The 20299-nt window shown below is 47.6% G+C and carries 11 protein-coding genes, 3 pseudogenes and 3 riboswitches; of the genes and pseudogenes, 13 read left to right on the top strand and 1 reads right to left on the bottom strand.

Translation table 11 applies throughout. The annotated features are described in order from the left end of the window. Nucleotides 1-13 precede the first annotated feature (13 nt). The 9 genes and pseudogenes from D2962_RS16530 to D2962_RS16490 all read left to right on the top strand — a co-directional run bounded on the left by D2962_RS16530 (nucleotide 14) and on the right by D2962_RS16490 (nucleotide 12461). Nucleotides 14-1432: a sigma-54 interaction domain-containing protein gene (locus tag D2962_RS16530; RefSeq protein ID WP_120765985.1), complete on the top strand. Its 1419-nt coding sequence runs from the start codon at nucleotides 14-16 to the stop codon at nucleotides 1430-1432. Between the two features lie 196 nt (nucleotides 1433-1628). After that, nucleotides 1629-2268 (top strand): annotated as a pseudogene (locus D2962_RS19770) (MBL fold metallo-hydrolase). Nucleotides 2269-2525: 257 nt separating this feature from the next. Then, nucleotides 2526-2610, top strand: a riboswitch (cyclic di-GMP riboswitch). Between the two features lie 117 nt (nucleotides 2611-2727). Next, nucleotides 2728-2812: riboswitch (cyclic di-GMP riboswitch) on the top strand. Nucleotides 2813-2940: 128 nt separating this feature from the next. After that, entirely contained in the window at nucleotides 2941-3540 is a 600-nt protein-coding gene (locus D2962_RS16520; protein ID WP_122015619.1) for a signal peptidase I, read from the top strand. Between the two features lie 201 nt (nucleotides 3541-3741). Continuing rightward, nucleotides 3742-4500, top strand: coding sequence for a TasA family protein (locus D2962_RS16515; RefSeq protein ID WP_162991271.1), 759 nt, complete (start codon nucleotides 3742-3744; stop codon nucleotides 4498-4500). Nucleotides 4501-4672: 172 nt separating this feature from the next. After that, entirely contained in the window at nucleotides 4673-5875 is a 1203-nt protein-coding gene (locus tag D2962_RS16510) for a SipW-dependent-type signal peptide-containing protein (protein ID WP_122015617.1), read from the top strand. 228 nt (nucleotides 5876-6103) lie between these two features. Continuing rightward, the gene (locus D2962_RS16505) at nucleotides 6104-7291 is read left to right on the top strand and encodes an S-layer homology domain-containing protein (protein ID WP_122015616.1); all 1188 of its coding nucleotides are present in this window, start codon (nucleotides 6104-6106) and stop codon (nucleotides 7289-7291) included. Between the two features lie 33 nt (nucleotides 7292-7324). After that, nucleotides 7325-9223, top strand: a complete 1899-nt coding sequence (locus D2962_RS16500) for a hypothetical protein (protein ID WP_122015615.1) — start codon at nucleotides 7325-7327, stop codon at nucleotides 9221-9223. A gap of 324 nt (nucleotides 9224-9547) precedes the next feature. Further along, nucleotides 9548-9631, top strand: a riboswitch (cyclic di-GMP riboswitch). A 361-nt stretch (nucleotides 9632-9992) separates the two neighbouring features. Further along, on the top strand, nucleotides 9993-10883 hold the full coding sequence (locus D2962_RS16495; protein ID WP_122015614.1) for a hypothetical protein: 891 nt from the start codon (nucleotides 9993-9995) through the stop codon (nucleotides 10881-10883). Nucleotides 10884-11060: 177 nt separating this feature from the next. Further along, complete coding sequence (locus tag D2962_RS16490) at nucleotides 11061-12461, top strand: S-layer homology domain-containing protein (protein WP_162991270.1); 1401 nt, start codon at nucleotides 11061-11063, stop codon at nucleotides 12459-12461. Nucleotides 12462-12538: 77 nt separating this feature from the next. On the opposite strand, the pseudogene D2962_RS16485 reads toward D2962_RS16490, so the two are convergent. Further along, nucleotides 12539-12985: pseudogene (locus D2962_RS16485) on the bottom strand (Uma2 family endonuclease); the annotation flags it as partial. Nucleotides 12986-13224: 239 nt separating this feature from the next. On the opposite strand from D2962_RS16485, the gene D2962_RS16480 reads away from it, so the two are divergent. The 4 genes and pseudogenes from D2962_RS16480 (at nucleotide 13225) to D2962_RS16465 (ending at nucleotide 20184) form a co-directional block, all read left to right on the top strand. Further along, on the top strand, nucleotides 13225-14844 hold the full coding sequence (locus D2962_RS16480) for a CTP synthase (protein ID WP_122015611.1): 1620 nt from the start codon (nucleotides 13225-13227) through the stop codon (nucleotides 14842-14844). A gap of 317 nt (nucleotides 14845-15161) precedes the next feature. Next, nucleotides 15162-16418 (top strand): methyl-accepting chemotaxis protein, encoded by a 1257-nt coding sequence (locus D2962_RS16475; protein WP_122015610.1) that lies wholly within the window; start codon nucleotides 15162-15164, stop codon nucleotides 16416-16418. Between the two features lie 219 nt (nucleotides 16419-16637). After that, nucleotides 16638-17724, top strand: a pseudogene (locus D2962_RS16470) (lipid II:glycine glycyltransferase FemX). 132 nt (nucleotides 17725-17856) lie between these two features. Beyond that, the gene (locus D2962_RS16465; RefSeq protein WP_425456638.1) at nucleotides 17857-20184 is read left to right on the top strand and encodes a Lon protease family protein; all 2328 of its coding nucleotides are present in this window, start codon (nucleotides 17857-17859) and stop codon (nucleotides 20182-20184) included. Nucleotides 20185-20299: the final 115 nt, after the last annotated feature.

The raw sequence follows: 20299 nt of genomic DNA, 5'->3' as shown, positions 1-20299 counted from the left end.
GGGGGAGCGAGAAATGAAGCAGCTTTCTGCCATCAGGGCACAGCTTGAACTTCTCCTGTCCCATGTGGAGGAAGGCATCCACATGGTGGACGAAAAGGGTATTACCATTTATTACAACAGAGCGGTGTCAAATATAGAGGGGTTGCTGCCTGAAGAAGTTATCGGGAAGCACATCCTGGATGTTTTTCCTTCACTCTCCGAGCAAGACAGTACCCTGCTTACAGCCCTCAAAACAGGAGAGGCCATATATGACAGAGAGCAGACCTTCACCAATTACAAGGGCAAAAAAATTACCACCGTCAACACCACCATTCCCATAGAGCTTAACGGTAGGATAATAGGGGCTATGGAGATCTCCCGGGATGTAACCACCGTCAAGGACATGACCGAGAGGATTTCGGACCTGCAGGCCATTCTTTACGGTCACACCGTAAAACCCGGGAGCAAAAAGCACGGCACCGCACGCTTCACCTTTGACGATATCATCGGAGAAAGTCGATGTATCAAGGACTTAAAGAACCTGGCCCGCCGGGCGGCGGCCAGTTCCTCACCCGTCCTGGTGTGGGGCGAGACCGGCACCGGCAAAGAGCTCTTCGTCCAGGCCATACACAATGAAAGCCCCAGAAAACTTTCCCCCTTTATCGCCCAGAACTGCGCTGCCCTTCCAGCGACACTCCTGGAAGGCATCCTCTTCGGCACCATCAAGGGAGGTTTCACCGGGGCCGAGGACAGGCCCGGCCTCTTCGAGCTGGCCGACGGCGGCACTATTTTTCTTGACGAGATAAATTCCATGCCAACGGAACTCCAGGCAAAACTTTTAAGGGTGCTGCAGGAAGGAGCCGTCCGCCGCCTCGGGGATACCCGCATGAGAAACATAAACGCCCGGGTGATCACCGCCTGCAGCGAAAACCCAATTGATGCCGTAGAAAAAAAGCAGCTCCGGGAAGACCTCTTTTACAGGATAAATGTGGTGAGTCTCGAGATTCCTCCCCTTCGGGAACACAGGGAGGATATCCCCTGTCTGGTGGAGCACTTTATAGCCAGGTATTCCCCCGGAAGGGACCGCAGGGTAAAAATTTCAGATGAAGTTATGGAAATTTTTTACAGATACCCCTGGCCGGGCAATGTGCGCGAGCTGGAACATGCCATAGAAGGCGCCATGATAATGATGGAAGGTGACACCATAAAGCCCGGGCACCTTCCCATACAGATAAGGTCCTTTTTCTCCCATCAAAAAGGCCACATATTAAATTTAGAAGATTTGAACCTCAACGATGCCCTGGAAAAGCTGGAGACCGAGTTCATACAGAAAGCCCTGGAAAAAGCCCGGGGCAACATATCCATGGCCGCCAGGATTCTGGGCATACCCCGGCAGACCCTGCAGTACAAGCTGAGGAACAAGGGTATCGGTTCCATTTATGCCAGGGATTAACTCAAAAGTAAATGGTTAAAATATTAAAGTCAAGCAGGAATTTCACCATTTTCCAAGAATATATATAAGGTTAGAAATAATTTTTTAGGATAAAGAGATGGTTAGTATCGAAAGAATACTGTACGAAAAGAGAAAATAATATTAAAAAAAAAAAGTCCAGAATTAGAATCCTTTGAAAGAAAGGGAGGTTTTTGATATGAAGATCCGGTGGCTGGGCCATGCCAGCTTTCTTCTGGAATCGCAGAGCGGAACCAAGATAGTCACCGACCCCTTTGACGGCAGCGTCGGCTATAAGATACCCAAGATCGAGGCAGATATAGTAACGGTGAGCCATGACCATTACGACCACAACTATGTGGAAGGGGTCCAGGGAGACCCGGAGATTGTGAAGACCTCAGGAGAGTGTACCATAAGCGGTGTAGGCATCAAGGGCATCCCCGCCTTTCACGATGAGGTAAAGGGTGCCAAAAGAGGACCCATCCTTATTTTTTGTATTTGAAATCGACGGGCTCAGAATCTGCCATGTGGGAGACCTGGGACATCTACTCTCCAAGGCTCAGGAAGAACAGATAGGCAGGATAGACGTGCTCCTCATACCCGTGGGCGGCACCTTCACCCTGGATGCCGAGGGAGCAGCGGCTGTGGTAAACCAGCTCTCGCCGAAAATGGTTATCCCCATGCACTTCAAGACACCGGCAGTGAGTATGCCCATAGACCCGGTGGATAAGTTCCTTGAAAAAGTCGGCGGTGGCGAACGCCTGGAATCTACCACAATAGAAGTCACCCCGGAAACTCTGGGCGAAGCCCGCAGGGTAGTGGTACTTAACTACGAATAGGTGCCAGGCACTCACTTATTCACTTATTGAATTGCGCGATAAAACATTAAGCTGCGGAAATCCTGCAGCTTTTTCTTGGTATGCCATGGGGACGGCACTCTTAGCACAGATTCACACACGAGTCATGCAACGTTTTTTTAAACGACTTAAAGACCATCCTCTAAAAGAAAATAAGCGCATTGGAAATGATATCCGATGCGCTTTTTAGAATTTGGACAAACCCCTCCCGGCATCCCGGGCAGGGGTTTTTTCTTTCCTTTCGATAAGAGCAAAACCGGTGAAAGCCGGGGACGCAAAGCCACGGGTCTAAAGCATTGTTGCTATGACGGCCGGGCTGCCGAAAAAGGGGGACTTCAAAAATGAAAGGCAAAGGATCTTACACCATATCCTTCATGGTCCACGAATACATATTTTCCCCCGGACAAGGTATAGTATTATATTATAATGAATATAATACAGATATCTGAGGAAGATTATGACGCATGACCTATAAATAGGGCACCTGGGGCATGCTGAATCAGTGGTGCAACCGACCCAATCTTTTTTAAGGTTGGGTTTTTTATTGGATATATAGTCGAAAATTTTACATAAAATTAATACATAAATTATGGTTCAAATGAATACAAATACTTAGGAATCATTTACTAGGAATAAATTACTAGGAGGTTACATATGAAAGCCGCATTCAGATGGATGAGCAACATATTGACGGTGCTGTTATTGTTTTTAGTTTTTAGTACCTTTTTTTTGATATACCAGTCAAGGATGAAGCCAAACAAGGCAGCCTCAGTCATGGGGTATAAACTCCTTACGGTGCTTTCGGGCAGCATGAGCCCTTTTCTTGAGCCCGGAGACATGATTGTGGTGAGGGAATTAATGCCGGAGAATATCAGGGTGGGAGATTTAATAACATATCGCATCAATGAAAAGACCCTCGTCACCCACCGGGTGGTGGAAGTAATCCAGAGGGATGGCCTCCTGGCGTTCAGGACAAAGGGAGATGCCAACAATACCGAAGACCCCGATTTGGTAACTCCGGACAGGGTTGCAGGTTCCATGGTATTCAAAATACCTTATGCAGGATACATAGGCAGGTTCGTCAGGACACCGAAAGGATTTATTGCGATGATCGTATTTCCGGGATTGCTGCTGATTGCCGGCGAAATTAAAAACATCCTAAATGAACTGTCAAAGGAAGAAAACGAAAAAAAGAAGCAGAACGCCGATGCAGCACAAAATGGTGGTCAATCGGAAGGCAACATGAAATTGTAAAATCTTGCGATACACTTGTTTCACGCAAAAATAAAAATTATGAGGGGGGTGGTTATCAAGGATGTTCAAAAAATGAGGTTATCCATCAGCACTGGATAACCCGGCAAAAATAAAATTACCCACTCTTATTCTACCACAAAACGGGGGATAATAAAACCCCAAAAAGCTACCACAAAAACAAATATTAGGAGGAAAATGACAATGAGAAGAAACATCATCATCAGCCTTGTGCTCATCGGCCTGCTGGCCTTCGGAATCGGATTCGGGACTTTTGCATGGTTCACAAGCAGTGCAACCAGTCAAAATAACACCTTCACCGCAGGGACATTAAAGCTCAATGAAAATGGCCTAAGTGGTTTTACAAATCTTGGAAACATCGGCAATATTGCCCCGGGAGATTCCACTGATGAAGTATCTGTTGTTATCGAAAATACAGGCTCACTTGATCTTGCCTGGTTTGGCGGCTTCAGAGTTACACCCGCGGTTGAGAACGGAACAACCAAACTTGCGGAAGCCATTTATATCAAATATGCGAAGATGGAATTCCTTAAAGAGGATGGAAGCATATGGGAACCCGCTGATGAATTTATTGTCAATGGCACAGGTAGCGGTCCATACGGTGCTTTTTATACCCAGCTGGCTCAAAATGATCCCATGGGAGTGGTTACGTTAAAGAGCTTCCTTGAAGCCAACGCCATGGGGGCAGGTCCGGGAGTTCAGATGGGAGCTCTGAAGCCCGGCAGCAATTATAAATTCACTTTCGTTCTCGGCTTCGCGCCCAATGCCGGCAATGAGTATCAGGCCGATGCAGAAGACATCAACCCCGTCAACATTTCTTACGCCGTGGATGCTACGCAGATTGACCTCGGTGCCCTTGAAGCTCTGGACAATCAGCATCCTGAATACGCCGGTCTCACGAATCACCTTGCCTGGTTGAACGTACAGATCGCAAAGCAGTAATTAATAAAAGCTACAATTTGTTCCTGAGACTTTTCGGCAGAACACTCATGAGTGAAAATCTATCTTTTTAGGTGATGTGTTGTAGAGGCGGCTGTCGGCAGCCGCCCATTCTCTAAAACTTAGTCTGGATAATGTCTCAAGACTTTAACCACTAGAGGGGAGGGACACTGGAGTGAAAAAAAGATTTATTTTAGCCGCCCTCAGTGTGATATTGATCTTTGGTCTGGCGGGAATGGGCACCATGGCATGGTTTACCAGTCGAGCCGAAAGCAATGAGAATACATTCGTAACGGGTACCCTGCGCCTTGGCGGAAAAATCGACGGCACCTTCGAAAAGGAGAAGTTTGCCACTCTGAACCTTGAGAACATGCAGCCTAACGAGTCCAGGACATTAGGCCCCGTGGAGCTGAAAAATATGGGAACCCTGCCGCTCAAAATTTACAGAATAAATGCCGCAAATCCTGAAGGAAATTTGGAACTGGCAGGGATGCTGGAAATAGAAGTCAAATTTGACGGTACCACAGTATATACGGGAAGGCTTTCGGACCTGTTCGTCAATTCAAAAGGCTTTTTCACACTTGAACAAAAACTGGCACCCGATGCTGTTACAAGCATGACTGTTGATATTCACATGGATGAACTGGCCGATGATACATACCAGAATAATAGTTTGACATGCGATTTGATGCTGAATGCGGTTCAAACGAATAAGACCACGGTCATGATCATGGACAGTCTGGGAAGCCCGCTGGAAGGAGCGTATTTCAGCTACTGGAACGGCCAGAAGTGGGTTTCTCTGGGCACTACCGACAGCAGCGGCAGCATAGGGTCAATCCTTCCGCCCAACCTGACCACCACCCACGTCCAAATTACATATAGAGGATATACAAGGACAGTTAATCAGAATATCCAGAATCAGTCATTTTTCGTATTCGGGACTGCTCCGGTAACTGTAAAGCTGGTTGGCAGTGACGGCCAGCCGATACCCGGTGCAGTGGCATATGTGAGCTATGCGCCGGATTATCCAGGCCCCACGGACGGCAGCTACAGGGCGCTGGGCACGACCGATGAGAACGGTGAGGTCAAGGCAGAGCTTTTGCCGTATGATTATTACTTCCAGATGAGTTATAAAAACGCTACCACTAACGGGATTTCATATAATATTGCAGACCATCCTGTTATAACCTTCCAGACCGGCAAAGTCCACTCGGATAGCGGGAAGTGCGTATCTTTCTACAAGTCCGGTGGAGGTTCATGGACGAATTTCGTGCAGGACATAGAACTCCTGCCCATGTCGTGCGTATTCAGATTTAGCGACGGCAACCCCAACGAGATTGCCACCGTCGTGGCCGGACAGGTGACAAACATTCATTAAATAAGTATCTTAACTCGCTTGTTTTTTCATAGCATTCATGATGTGTTTCGTAGGGGCGGCTGCCTACAGCCGCCCGTTTTCTGATGTTGCATGAGGCTCCTGCTGCCCATCATGGGCAGAAGCGGTTTTATGGTATCCATAAATGTTCTAAAGCAAGGTTTATTTAGAACTTTTTTGAATTCCATAAAACAGCACTTTAGTAATCTGTGAAAGGGGGGAATAAAGAAATTGAAGCATAAAAAAAGCTTGGCCCCGGGTATAATGCTCATGGTGATTATCATAATATTTTTCTCGATTTTCTGGGGTGCGGCCGTATCGCTTGCAACGAATCCCGATCCGGACGTTACTTTGGATGTTTCCGGAAATGGTTCAACGGCCGGACACATGTTCACCGGAGGGCTATGGGCTCCCGGAATGAGCCAGACGGGCACATTGAGGCTCAACAACAACCATACCGAAAGGGTGCGGGTGGACAGCCTGGGCCTTTCCATGGAGCTTCTCAACGACAGGGCCGAAATCATTGCCCCGGGTGAACCTTTATACGAAACTTTTGCAAAAAACATGAAACTTACAATAAAAAGGGGCAGGCTTCTGGCATTTTCGCATATCGTCTTCGACGGCAGCTTTTTTGATCTGCTCTACAGAAGCGGGGATGAAACTTACAGGGGATATTCCCTGCCGGAAACGGCCAAATTTAATATCGATGAAAATGGCTCCATCGACCTGGAATATACGGTGCACATGTATGAAGAAGCCGGCAACGACATGCAGGGCCTGAAGGCCACGGTGGCGTTCCTGGTTAATATGGAGGAAAATCCCGTGCCGGAGCATAAAGACAGGAATAATAACAATGAACTAGTGGAAGAACCCCTGGAGGAGTATCCGGACATCGGAAGCCACTGGGCTCAATACTGCATAACGGCATTGTTGCAGCACGGAATAATCCACGGCTATCCCGACGGCACCATAAGGCCCGACAATTACATAACCAGAGCCGAAGCCGCAGTGCTGGTGGCCAATGCACTCAAACTTGGGGAAAAGGAAGGTACGCTCCCCTACGTTGATCCCATTCCTGCATGGGCTCAAGGATATATACTGTCCGCTACGGAAAAAGACGTATTTGAGGGCTATCCTGGCAATGTATTCAACCCGGACAGCTACATTACCAGGGAAGAAATGGCCGCAGTGCTCATAAGGGCTTTCGACAAAAAGGCAATAGACGGCACAGAGCTTATTTTTAAGGACACGGATGATATCGGAAAATGGGCTGAAGAATATGTAAGAGCCGGCGTCGACAACAGCATCATCACAGGTTATCCCGACAACACCTTCAAGCCCAAAGACAGTGTCACCCGGGCGGAAGCCTTTACCATGATATGTAAATTGCTTGGATACCACAGCGAACATTTAAAATAGGTCAAAATTAAATCCTGACAAGGAGGTGAGACATTGGGATACAAAACCAAAGTCCTCGGCAGCATACTTTTTAAAGCCATCGGATTTTTCCTGGCAGGGATCCTCGTAAGCATGGCACTTTTAGCCGATACGGATACTCTGGCATGGTTTTCATCCAGAGTGGTGGGAAACTTTGAGGTCCAGGCGGCATCGGAAGAGGACATCATTGAGGACTTTTATACCGAAAGTGATGGAGAAGAAAACGTTGAAAATCCCGACACTATTGTTATAAAAAGAGCACCTGGTTTCACCGGCAAGATGACGGTATATTTTTCTCTTGAAAATACCGATCCCGATAAAGATTCCGCCCATGGATTAAGAGCATATGTGTTGCATATAAATCCCGCAGAGATCGAGGAAAATGGTGAAAACGAAGTGCGGGTGCCGCTTGAATTAAAATTCAACTGGAGAGATCTGCTGTATCTATTAAATGATATTGACGGCAAAACCACAGGCATATTGACTCTCCGCTACCTCAACGGTTTCATCATCGAGCAAAGGGAAATAAGCTTTGATAACTGGTATCTATTATGTATGGGCTTCGATTCCCTTACTTCGGCGAAAAGCGGAAAAACGAGGGATATGAAAAGGATAAGAACAGGCAATAGGGAACAGCTGGAAGCCTGTATGGTAGACATCATGGCCGATATCGCAGGAAACATCAAGTGGAAGGAAATAGCCTCATCCGGCAGGGCTCAGAAGTATGGCGCGGGAGCTTCTGTAAGTGAAACTACTTCCGATGCGGCCTTTTCCGGAAATAATGATGAAAGCGGCACCATCGAAAAACCTCTCATCACAATGAGCGAAGCTACAATGGCACGGGCTAGAATCGAAACCTTATCAAATTCCTTTACCAGGATAGAACTGACAAAAGAACAGCAATCCATCATAGACATCGTAGCTCCCGGGCTAAGGCAATATGTGGATGAGCTTTATAGCTTCGTAGAAGACCTTATAGCCCGGCTCAACGAAAAGATTGCAAAGATCGAAGAACTGAATCTCCAGATCAAAGATATGAATACCCGGATACAGAGCCTCAACACCACCATAGATGAGCTAACACAAAAATATACTGCTCTGGAGCAGGAAAAAGTTTCCTTGGCAGAAGAAAAGCTGAAACTGGAAGAGGAAAACCAAAGATTAAAGGATAAGATCGATGACCTGAAAGACGAAATCGACAGCTTTGAAATCAAAAACAGCAGCTTAAATGACGAGATAGAAAACCTTAAATCTTCAAATAACTCCCTGGAAGAGCAAATAAAGAAGCTTGAAGAAGAAAATGAGAACCTTAAAAAGGAACTTGAAAACCTGAAGAACTCCGTTACGTCCGGTGGAGAGTCCGGTGATGCTGCCCCGGGAGGTTCTGAAGGTAACGGCGGAGGCGAGCCTCCCGAAGGACAACAACCCCCGGTAGAGGATCCGCCGACAGGGACACAGCCTCTGGCGTCGGGAACACCGGGAACCGAGCCACCATCTGAAGGCCAGCAACCCCCCGCCGGAGGAGTATCAGGGGAACAGCCCTCCGAAGGGCAGGTTCCTCCCACAGAAACACCGCCTCCGACCCAGGGAACCCCCGGGGCCGAGCAGCCCCCGGCCGAAGGCCAGCAACCTCCGGTAGTGCCGCCGGTACAGCCACCACCAACCGAAGACCAGCAACCTCCGCAGCAAGATCCGGCAGTGCCTTCAGCAGAACAGCTTCCCGCCGGTGAGCCTGCAACACCGCAGCCACCGCCGCTGGAACCCGGGGATGCCCCATCCGGCGGACAGCCAGTAGCGGAAGAGCCGGAAATTCCTCCCGCAAGCGAACAGCCATCCACAGGAGGCCCTACCGGGGAAGACCCCGCGGAAGTAGGAACACAGCCTGGAGGAGAAGATCCTGCAGAATGTAAATAATAAAATTCTCATTTCCTATAGTCTTTTCTCATATAGTTACCCGAAGTCATCAACACTTCGGGTATTTTTTTGTAATTTGTATTAGTTTTTTTATCATACCCCTGCTGTGGGTAGAAATGGTGATATATTATTTGTAGATATAAAAAATCCTAAAAAAGGGGTTCTCCGGGATTAAAAAATAAAACGGTAGTCACGAAAAATGTCGAAAAAAGTATAAAAATACCACAAAAAAAAATACAAATAGTAGCAGGGAAAATTGAACAGATGTAGAATATAATACTGAAGTTAGAAAAAAATAATCCTGGAGTATAAATCTGACATAGTTTCATCGTCGGATTCGATGATGTCCGGCCTTTATATGGGCACCTGGACCGGACGAAGAAAATGGTGCAACCGCCCGGCGGCACTGGCCGAAGCTTTCCTTCGGCAAGCTGCTGCTTTTTATTTGTATAATAGAAATTAGATTTACCGGCGGTCTGGACATCTAAAAACATCAAAAATAGGAGGTGGGCGCAAAAACGTAAGAAATAAATAAAGTATGTCGCATCATAAAACATGAAAGGTGGTGTGAAAAGCAGCAACCGTAGTTTGTCAGAGTGTATTTTGGATATTTGGTATTAGCCGTATAAAAAACCGGTTTCTATGAAACAGAAACCGGGAGAAATAAGTAAAAAAATTATATATAAATTATACCATTAATTTTATTGTCGAACAATAAGAAAGATATCTTAAAAAAATGTTAATAAAAAACTAAGGGGGGTAACATAAAATGACAAAAAAAATAACAGCCCTTGCGCTGGCAATAATGATGATTCTGGCCTTTTCGGCAACGGCCATGGCCGCGCCGACGGGTTCGACAGTTATATCCAATGAGCTTGGCGGTACAATTACAGTGCAAGAAGCACCTACAGTATCAACATATAAATTTGAAGTATCGAAACCAGAAACCATCGTGGCGCATCTGGACAATAAAATTGAGATGACTCTAACATATAATACCATGGGAAGTACAGGTTATAATAATGTTTTAGTAACAGTTGATATTACAAAGCCCGATGGTGCAGAAGTAGATCTTTTGGCAACAGATACGAATGGACAAGTATTTGATATAGCCGACCTTGGCTATTGGGGTCCCCCCACAGGTTTCCCAATAGCAGCAGATTATTCAGCGACTACGGATATCACCGCAAGATTCTCCATGGCGGGAACATATACAATTACGACCAAATTAGTAGATAAAAATAACGGTGATGCTGTTATTACAGAACACTCTGAAACCGTTGATGTAGTAGAACCTATTTCGCTGAACTACACTACCCAATTGCCTACGACAGTTAAAAAGGGTAGTAACTTTGATGTAACAATAAAAGCGACAAATAACTATAAAAATCTAGACAATACCCAAGCTACCATAGAGCGTAGCCTTTATATCATGGAGTTAACCAAAGACAATAACCCTGCAACGTCGGCAGATGTTACAATTAAAGCTAGCGATGGGCAGGCTTTAGGTTATAACGATACAGAAAAATATTTCTTCTGGGGGCCCAGCAACGGTTTCCCATTCAGCACGGCTGATGCTTCCACGACCTTTACTGTTACCTTTAATAACGCAGGAACATATTCTGTAAAGATATATGCCGTTCAGCTGCCCCTACCATAAAGTTTATGGTAGTCATTAGAATCTAAGATTAAGGGAAGGTGTCGGGACTGCCTTCCGGTACCTTCCCATAAAATCAATACCCAGGCGGCTTTATGCCGCTGCCCTATATTAAAATTACCAGGCCGCCGAGATTTTATGTTTTTTATTGACATTCTTTGTAAAGGAGGGTATTTAGTTTTGAGAAAAGTTATTTTAAAAACCCTGGTTTTGAGTATTGCACTCATATTATTGACAATACCTGCACTGGCGGCTCCACCAACCGGCTCAACGGTAATTTCAAACCAATTGCAGGGCACCATAGTTGTAAATCCTGCTTCCTCCGGCGGCGGAGGCGGTGGGGCTGGAGGAGGCGGCACTCCTAAACCCGGTGAACAGCCGCCGGCACCTCCTACAGGTGGTTCCAGGGTCATATCGGACATCGACATGAAAGTAGAAGCAAGGGACGGGACCGCCATTGTTACGGTATCCGATGAAGGCATAGAAAAAGTCCTGAGACAGGGTGCTACCAATGCGGTCATTCAACTTAAAGATATCGAAGGGATCCAGGCAAAAGTAAGCGTAGGCACAGCATCTATAGAAAAACTTGCGGAAAAGGGTGGCAGCATAACGGTAGAAAGCCCCTGGGCCCAGATTACCGTCGATGCCGGTGCCATCAATACCAAAGGTGCCGGTGAAAATGCTCGGGTGAGCATAAATGTGAAACAGGTCGAACAGCAGGAAGTCGCTCAAGTTCTGGAAAAACTGCCTGAAAACCTTAAACCCGTTGGAAATATCGTAGACGTCACGGTTGCTGTAGAAAATACGGCCCAGACCGCCTTCACCAAGCGCATAAGGCTGGTAGTAGCTGCCAGAGTCGAAGAAAGTGGCAATTACTTCGTCTACCGCATCAATGACGATGGCACCTTAGAATGTGTGGGCGGAGAAATCGTAAAAGACGCTGGCGGCAATGTCATCGGATTGAGTGCGGATCTAAACCACCTCAGCAAATATGCCGTCATGAAATTTGAAAGCAAATTTATGGATATCTCCGGCCACTGGGCCAAAAAGGACATACTTTTCATGGAAGCCCGGGGTATAGCCAGGGGTACCGAAGAATCCAAGTTTTCACCCCAGGCCAGTATAACCAGGGCACAATTTGCGGCGCTTCTGGTGAGGAGCCTGGGTATCCAGGAATACAGACCCCAGGAAGCCACATTCAAAGATGTAAAACCCGGCGATTGGAGCTTCGGGGCAATAGAAGCTGCGTATAAAGCAGGCATCGTAAGCGGTATAGCAGCCGGGAACTTTGCTCCGGATAAGAATATCACCCGCCAGGAAATGGCCGTTATGATGGTAAGGGCCATGGAATATAAGAATAAAACCTTGAATGTTGCAGATAGTGATATAGGTCGGCTGCTCGGCTCCTTTGCCGACAAAAGCAGCATCGCTGCATGGGCCGACAAAGCGGTGGCCGCATGTATCGGTGAAGGCATCATGCAGGGGCGGACAACTACAGCTTTTGCGCCGAACGAAAACGCCACCCGCGCAGAAAACGTCATAGTCCTGAAACGCCTGCTGATGAACCTAGGGCTAATATAGGTGCCAGGCACTCACTTATTCACTTATGGAATTTTGAAAACAAGGCTGTGGAATTTCCACAGCCTTGTTTTACATATTTAAATTCCTTCAAACACCGGCCCAAGATCTATCACAAGGTCCGGGAAAATCGAAACCTTGATTTTATCTTTCTCGCTATACAGTTCCGGCCTGCCATATCTTTTATTTTCCTGCAATGTAAATACGCTGACGAACTTTCCCTCGGGATCTACTATCCAGTATTCCTTCACACCGGCTTTTTCATATTTGTTGAACTTCAGCAGTCTATCTTTCCTTGACGTAGTAGATGAAGTTATCTCGATTACAAGATCAGGAGTTCCGTAATATCCGGTTCCTTTAAGACCTTTTTTATCGCAAACAACAACAAGATCGGGTTGGAGGACATTTTTTGTATCCTCGTCTTTCTCGTTTTCCTCAGGTAGTCTAAGATCAAAAGGAGCCGCAAAAGCTCTACATGGCTTGCCATGCAGATAATCGGCAAACTGACTTGACAGCTTTAAATATATATGACTTTTTTTATTAATTTCAATAATATTTTACATATCCTCAAAATACCCTGCTACCACATCTTCCATAATGTCTCCACTGTCGAGGCGGCCGCTGATTCGATGCGCGACTAACTATATCGGCATTTTTTAAAAACCTGCAAAACCTTCCCCTGCTCTTGACAACCCGCGTTCAAGTTGCATAAAATAAATTGGATGGGATTTTTTTGTGTACGGAAAAATATTTAGGGGGACTTGTGATGCATACTAAATTTATCTTTATCACCGGAGGCGTGGTTTCATCCCTGGGCAAGGGCATTACTGCGGCGTCACTGGGGCGCCTTTTAAAAAGCAGGGGGCTTGCTGTTTTCATGCAGAAATTCGACCCCTATATTAATATAGACCCGGGGACCATGAGCCCTTACCAGCATGGGGAGGTTTTCGTCACCGAAGACGGAGCGGAGACGGATCTGGACCTGGGCCATTATGAGAGATTCATTGATGTAAATCTTACCAAAGACAGCAATGTCACCACCGGCAAGGTTTACTGGTCTGTCATAACAAAGGAGCGGCGGGGTGATTATCTGGGAGGCACGGTGCAGGTAATTCCCCACATCACCAATGAGATCAAGGACCGGATAGTCAAGGTGGCGAAGGAATCCAGGCCCGATGTGGTAATCACCGAGATAGGCGGCACCGTGGGCGACATCGAGAGCCTGCCATTTCTGGAGGCCATCCGCCAGCTCAAAGCGGACATAGGCCGGGATCATGTACTTTACATCCATGTGACGCTGGTACCATACCTTTCTAAGGCTGGAGAACTCAAGACAAAGCCTACCCAGCACAGCGTCAAGGAACTCAGAAGTATCGGTATTCAGCCTGATGTTATCGTATGCCGTTCCGAGCGGGCCCTTTCGGAAGAGCTGAAGGAAAAGATAGCCCTTTTCTGTAATGTGGAGCCAGAGGCCGTAGTCCAAAACTATGATGCCGATACCATATACGAGGTGCCGCTCATACTTAAAAATGAAGGACTTGATGAGATCGTGGCAAAAAAGCTGGGCGTTGACGGCATGATAGCGGACCTTTCCGAGTGGGAAGAAATCGTAAAAAGGGTGAAGAACCCCTCCGGAAACGTCAAAATTGCCTTGGTGGGCAAATACGTGGAGCTTCATGATGCGTACCTCAGCGTGGCTGAGTCCCTGTGCCATGGGGGTATAGCCAATGATGCAAAGGTTGATATAAAATGGGTGCATTCTGAAGCTCTGGAAGAGCCCAGTTTCGATATGAACGCAACTTTTTCTGATGTGGATGGTATCCTGGTGCCCGGGGGATTCGGAGATAGGGGCATCGAGGGCAAGATAAAGGCCATAAAATACGCCAGGGAAAACAGGGTTCCGCTTTTTGGCATATGCCTCGGCATGCAGTGTTCGGTCATAGAATTTGCCCGCCACGTTTGCGGCCTCGAAGGTGCCCACAGCACCGAGTTTAAGCCCGAAACGCCTTACCCCGTCATCGACCTCATGCCCGAGCAAAAGGGCATAGAAGACAAAGGTGGCACCATGCGTCTGGGCCATTATCCCTGCAGTATAAAGCCAGGCACCAAAACCATGGCTGCTTACGATGAGGATCTTATCGAGGAGCGTCACCGCCACCGCTATGAATTCAACAACGAATATCGAGATGTTCTGACAAAGGCGGGCATGGTGCTTTCGGGCCTTTCCCCCGACGGCCGCCTGGTGGAAATCATTGAACTCAAAGACCATCCCTGGTTTGTGGGAACCCAATTCCATCCCGAGTTCAAATCCCGTCCCAACCGTCCGCACCCGCTTTTCCGGGACTTTATCAAGGCAGCCCTGGAACATAAAGTCCAGCGCCTTTAAATATAAGCGGAATATATAAAAAGATAAGAAAACATTGATCAAGGATTAATAAAAAATCCCCTGAAAAAAGTTCAGGGGTTTTTTGATAAAACTCTTATACTCTAGGCCGCCCTCGGGAGGTTATTTAAATATGATTCGACATCTTTTTGATTTTGGCAGGAAAAAGTCAAAAAATGTCTAATATATATTATATAATTTTCCAGCATTACCTATTATTGTTTTTAGATAGTAGGTCTCATCGGAGGTGCTGGGCCATCTCCCAGTAGAAAGGCTACTTTTTACAATTAAATCATAAATTTAATGAAGGGGGAAAAAACTTGAAGAGCATTCAATTCAGGATGGTAGCAACAACAATGCTAATGGTCTTGCTGTCGCTTGGCGGATACCTGTTTTACTTCCACGGGGAGGACCTTGCAAAACAGGATGTGCTCATCATGGCGGCGGCTGCCGTAATCATTTCGGGCATCATTTCTTTCGCCGTGGCAAAGACCGTATCGGCACCCGTGGACAGCATAGCCAGAAGCCTGGAAGCCGTAGCTAAAGGAGACTTTACCGTCAGGGCTAAGAAAGTGGCCAATGATGATGTGGGGAAACTGGCGGATATCTACAATGATTCCATGACAAGGTTGAAATCTATGCTGGTGGATATCAAAAAGTCTATAGATGAAATGGTATCATCGGCCAACTCCTTAAGGGACATAGCAAAAGAAAGCGAAGAGGCATCAAATGAGTTTTCCAGCTCTCTAGAAGAAAGTATTAAGAAAAACTCCGATAAAATGGAAGAAATAAAATCCCTGGTAAGTTCTATCTCCGACATGCTTTCCCAGATGAGCGCGGGCGTGGAGCAAATAGCCTCCAGCGCCTCCGATGCATCGGCCACTGCCGTCAATGCCGCCCAGCTGGCCGATGCCGGTGAAGGCGCCATGCATCAGGTGATAGAGCAGATGCAAAAAATAGAAGAATCCAGCAAACACACCGGTGACGTAATAAAAAAACTTGGGGAAAGCTCCGAAACCATCGGCCAGATAGTAGAGACCATTACAGGCATCGCCGACCAGACCAACCTGCTGGCATTGAATGCCGCCATCGAAGCAGCCAGGGCCGGAGAACAGGGCAGGGGCTTCGCAGTGGTGGCGGATGAGATCAGGAAGCTGGCGGAGCAGTCGGGCAACGCAGCCAAACAGATAGCGGACCTCATCGCATCGGTCCAGGAGGAGACCAAAAATGCGGTTACTGCCATGGGAGAGGGCAGCGAAAATGTCAAAAAAGGTATAGAGGCCGTAAAAACCGCAGGGGAGACCTTTGACAAGATATTAAATGCCGTACAAAAGGTATCCGAACAGATGCAGGAGATTTCCGCCGCTACTCAGGAAATGGCCGCCAGCACCGAAGACACCCACGAATCCTTCAAGAAAATGGCCGAGATAACAGTGGATACCTCCAACCAGGCTCAGGACATCGCAGGTTCCGTGGAAAAACAGCACATGCTGCTGGGCGAGATAGCCGCTTCTGCCGAGATGCTCAACGAAACCGCCGACAAACTCAAAAGATCCATGGCGGGGATAAAAATCTAGGTGCCAGGCACTCACTTATTTACTTATGGAATGTTCAGAAAAAATATCCGAAACAACTATGGAACAAACTTTCATAAAATACATTCAAAGAACAGCAGGCCGAAAATATCCGGGCCTGCTTTTATTTATCATCAAATTTTTCCTTCCCTTCATCACAAATTAAGGTATAATAAAAGATAGGGCAGAGTGACTACAATTTTTCTGGAGGTTTTTCATATAATGGAATTAAAAATCATAAAACAAGATGAGAAGGATTTATTTAATCACTTCATGGCATACGGCCCTAAAGGCCATGTGCTTCAATCCTACGAATGGGGTGAAGTCAAGCGCCGCACCGGCTGGCAGCCCATAAGGGTACTGGTGATGGATGAGGGAAAGCCGGTGGCGGGCATTTCCATTTTAAAGAGGCTACTGCCCATCCCCGGCCTGAAAAAGTGCATCTTCTACGCTCCCCGGGGACCGGTGGCGGATTTTTTCCGATAAAGATACTCTGAAATTCCTCTTTTCCAGCATAAAGGCTCTTGCAAAAAAGCACGGCGCCATCATGCTCAAGATAGACCCCGATATAAAAGCGCCGGATGAAGATGCGGTGAGTACCCTGAACTCCCTGGGCTTTGTATGCCGGGAAGGCGGCAAGAACTTCGAGGGAGTCCAGCCCAAATTCGTCTTTCGCCTGTCTCTGGATAAATCTTTAGATGATATTTTCGCTTCCTTCCATGAAAAGACCCGCTACAACATCCGGCTTTCGAGCCGAAAAGGAGTTACGGTGAAGGAAGGGACCCGGGAGGATTTAAAGCCCTTTTACGACATCCTTCAGGAGACCTGCATAAGGGATAAATTCCTGGTGAGAGGCTTCGATTACTTTGAAGCCCTGTGGGAAGAACTGGTGGAAAAAGGCTTTGCGAAGCTGTTCATGGCAGAATATGAGGGTAAATATATCGCCGGTACCCTGGCCTTCATCTTTGGCGATAAAGCCTGGTATATCTACGGCGCCTCCTCCAACGAGCACCGCAATGTCATGCCCAACTACGCCCTCCAGTGGGAAATGATAAAGTGGGCCAAGAAAAATGGTTGCACCATGTATGATTTCAGGGGCGTTTCCGGAGACCTTTCCCCCGACAACCCCCTATACGGCCTCTACCGCTTTAAGAAGGGCTTCAACGGCGATTTTACCGAGTTCATAGGAGAATTTGACCTGCCCCTCTCGCCGTTTTTCTATTACCTGTGGGAACATGTGATTCCGGGATACAGAACTTTGAGAAGGAACATAGTGAACTTTTTAAGAAATATAGGGAAGAAATCGTAATACAATTTAAATAATATAACGGGAGGATATTCTATATAAAATATTTCTAAGAATGGTGTGTAAAATAATGGAGGTGGTATTTTGCTTAAAAAACTTTCCCCCCTCGAGCTCCGGGAAACCTGCGACCCGGTCATGTTTTCCTTCCGCTCCACCGAAGACCTGGAACCCCTCTCCGACATCATAGGCCAGGAGCGGGCCGTGAAAGCCATGGAGTTTGGCCTGAAGATCGACCACAAGGGCTACAACATATTCATGACCGGCCTCACCGGCACCGGCAAGACCAGCTATGCCCGGGCTGTGGTGAAAAAAGCTGCCGTAGGCAAGCCCATTCCCGACGATATCCTCTATGTATACAATTTCACAAGACCCGAAAAGCCCATAGCCATAAACCTCCCGGCAGGCAAAGGCTCGGAATTTTCGAAAGATATGGAGAAACTCATAGCCGAGGTGCGGCGGGAGATAATCCGGGTCTTTGACGACGAGAACTTTGAAAACCAGAAGCAGGCCCTTATCGATAGATACCAGCGGGCATCCATGGGGCTTTTTGAGAAGCTGGACGAGACCGCAAAAGCCGAGGGCTTCACTCTCCAGAGGACACCCCAGGGCATCATAACCATCCCGTTAAGAGACGGCAAGCCCATGAGCCAGGAGGAATTTGAGGATCTTTCCGATGAGGAAAGGAAAGCCCTGGAAGAAAAAGGCCGTACCCTCCAGGGTAGGATCGATGAAACTCTACGCAAAGTTAGAGCCCTGGACAAACAGGCCCGGGAGGAACTCGCCCACCTGGAGAGAGACACCGCCCTTGCCACCATAAACCCCCTCTTCGAAGAAGTGGCCGTAAAATATGCCGAATTTGCCGAAATCATATCTTACCTTAAATCCGTGAAAGAAGACATCATCAAAAACCTGTCCGTGTTCCGCACCGAGCGCCGGGAAAAAACCGACGGGGACAGCCAGCAAATATTGAACCTCGCCCCGAATGTGCCCCATGAAGACTTTTTCCTGCGCTACAGGGTAAATATTTTTGTAGACAACAGGGCCACAAAAGGTGCTCCGGTAATCTTTGAGACAAACCCCACCTATTATAACCTGTTCGGTAAGATCGAGGGCAAAGCCCAATTTGGCGCCATCACCACCGACTTTACCATGATTAAAAGCGGAGCCATCCACAGGGCGAGCGGCGGGTACTTAGTACTCCAGGCGGCGGACCTTTTCAAAGACCCCTACGCCTGGGACACTTTAAAGCGCACCCTGAAAAACAGCGAGGCCCGGGTGGAAAACATAGGCGAGCAGTACCGCACGGTGCCCACCGTCACACTGAAGCCCGAACCCATACCCGTAAGGGTGAAGGTCATACTCATCGGCACTCCGTATATTTATTCTCTATTAAATGCTTATGACGAGGACTTCCGCAAGCTCTTCAAGATAAAGGTGGACTTCGATGTGGAGATGGACCGCACCCCCGAGAACCTCAAACGGTATGCGGCCTTCATATGCCACATATGCCAGAATGAAGGACTTATCCACTTCGATCCTACCGGAGTGGCAAGGGTGGTGGACTATAGCTCCCGCCTGGCTGAAGACAAGAAGAAGCTTTCCACCCGGTTTAACGAAATAGTGGAGGTGCTCTACGAGGCCAGCGCCTGGGCTGCCATAGACGGCAGTGCCTCCGTCACCCGCGATTACGTAGATAAAGCCATAGAGCAAAAAGTCTACCGCTCCAACAGGGTAGAAGAAAAGCTTTTTTCCATGATAGAGCGCGGCGAAATACTGGTGGATACCCGGGGTGCCGCCGTGGGTCAGATCAACGGACTTTCGGTGCTGGACGTGGGAGACTATATCTTCGGCCAGCCTTCCCGCATTACCGCCAGGACCTATCTGGGAGACGAGGGAGTCATAAACATTGAGCGGGAGGCCAAGATGAGCGGCCACATCCACGACAAGGCCGTCATGATCCTCACGGGATATCTGGGCGAGCGCTACGCTAAAGACATGCCCCTCACTATATCCGCCAGCATAGCCTTCGAGCAAAACTACGGCGGCATCGAGGGCGACAGCGCCACCTGCGCCGAACTCATAGCGCTGCTGTCCAGCATCTCCGGTATCCCAATACGCCAGGACCTGGCCATCACCGGTTCCTTAAACCAGCACGGCCATGTCCAGCCCGTTGGAGGCACCACGTATAAAATAGAAGGCTTTTACCATGCCTGCAAGATAAAGGGCCTCACCGGCACCCAGGGTGTGGTCATCCCCTGCCAGAACATCGACAACCTTATGCTCAAGCCCGAAGTGGTAGAAGCCGTGGAACAGGGCAAATTCCACATATATTCCGCCGAGACCATCGACGACGCCATCGAGATAATGACCGGCATTTCCGCCGAAGAATTTCATAAAAAGGTAAAAGCCTCCCTCAAGAAAATGGCCGAAACCGCCCGGGAATTCATGGACGAAGAAAAATAGATTCAAAACTTTTCCGACCCGCAGCGGTCGGTAATTTTTATTTCAAAAATATATCTTTTACTTAAATATTTCACGAGAATTGCAAGATGCTATATATTGCCATAAGCAAAATCAC

The organism is Biomaibacter acetigenes, assembly GCF_003691585.1.
Classification (GTDB): domain Bacteria; phylum Bacillota; class Thermosediminibacteria; order Thermosediminibacterales; family Tepidanaerobacteraceae; genus Biomaibacter; species Biomaibacter acetigenes.
The sequence above is the reverse complement of the archived record's forward strand: the minus strand, read 5'-3'. Positions and strand labels throughout refer to the sequence as shown.

Bases quoted from the DNA above. Each gene is read 5' to 3' on its own strand.
- D2962_RS16530 (WP_120765985.1), top strand. From the start codon at position 14: ATGAAGCAGCTTTCTGCCATCAGGGCACAGCTTGAACTTCTCCTGTCC.
- D2962_RS16520 (WP_122015619.1), top strand. From the start codon at position 2,941: ATGAAAGCCGCATTCAGATGGATGAGCAACATATTGACGGTGCTGTTA.
- D2962_RS16515 (WP_162991271.1), top strand. From the start codon at position 3,742: ATGAGAAGAAACATCATCATCAGCCTTGTGCTCATCGGCCTGCTGGCC.
- D2962_RS16495 (WP_122015614.1), top strand. From the start codon at position 9,993: ATGACAAAAAAAATAACAGCCCTTGCGCTGGCAATAATGATGATTCTG.
- D2962_RS16480 (WP_122015611.1), top strand. From the start codon at position 13,225: ATGCATACTAAATTTATCTTTATCACCGGAGGCGTGGTTTCATCCCTG.
- D2962_RS16465 (WP_425456638.1), top strand. From the start codon at position 17,857: ATGTTTTCCTTCCGCTCCACCGAAGACCTGGAACCCCTCTCCGACATC.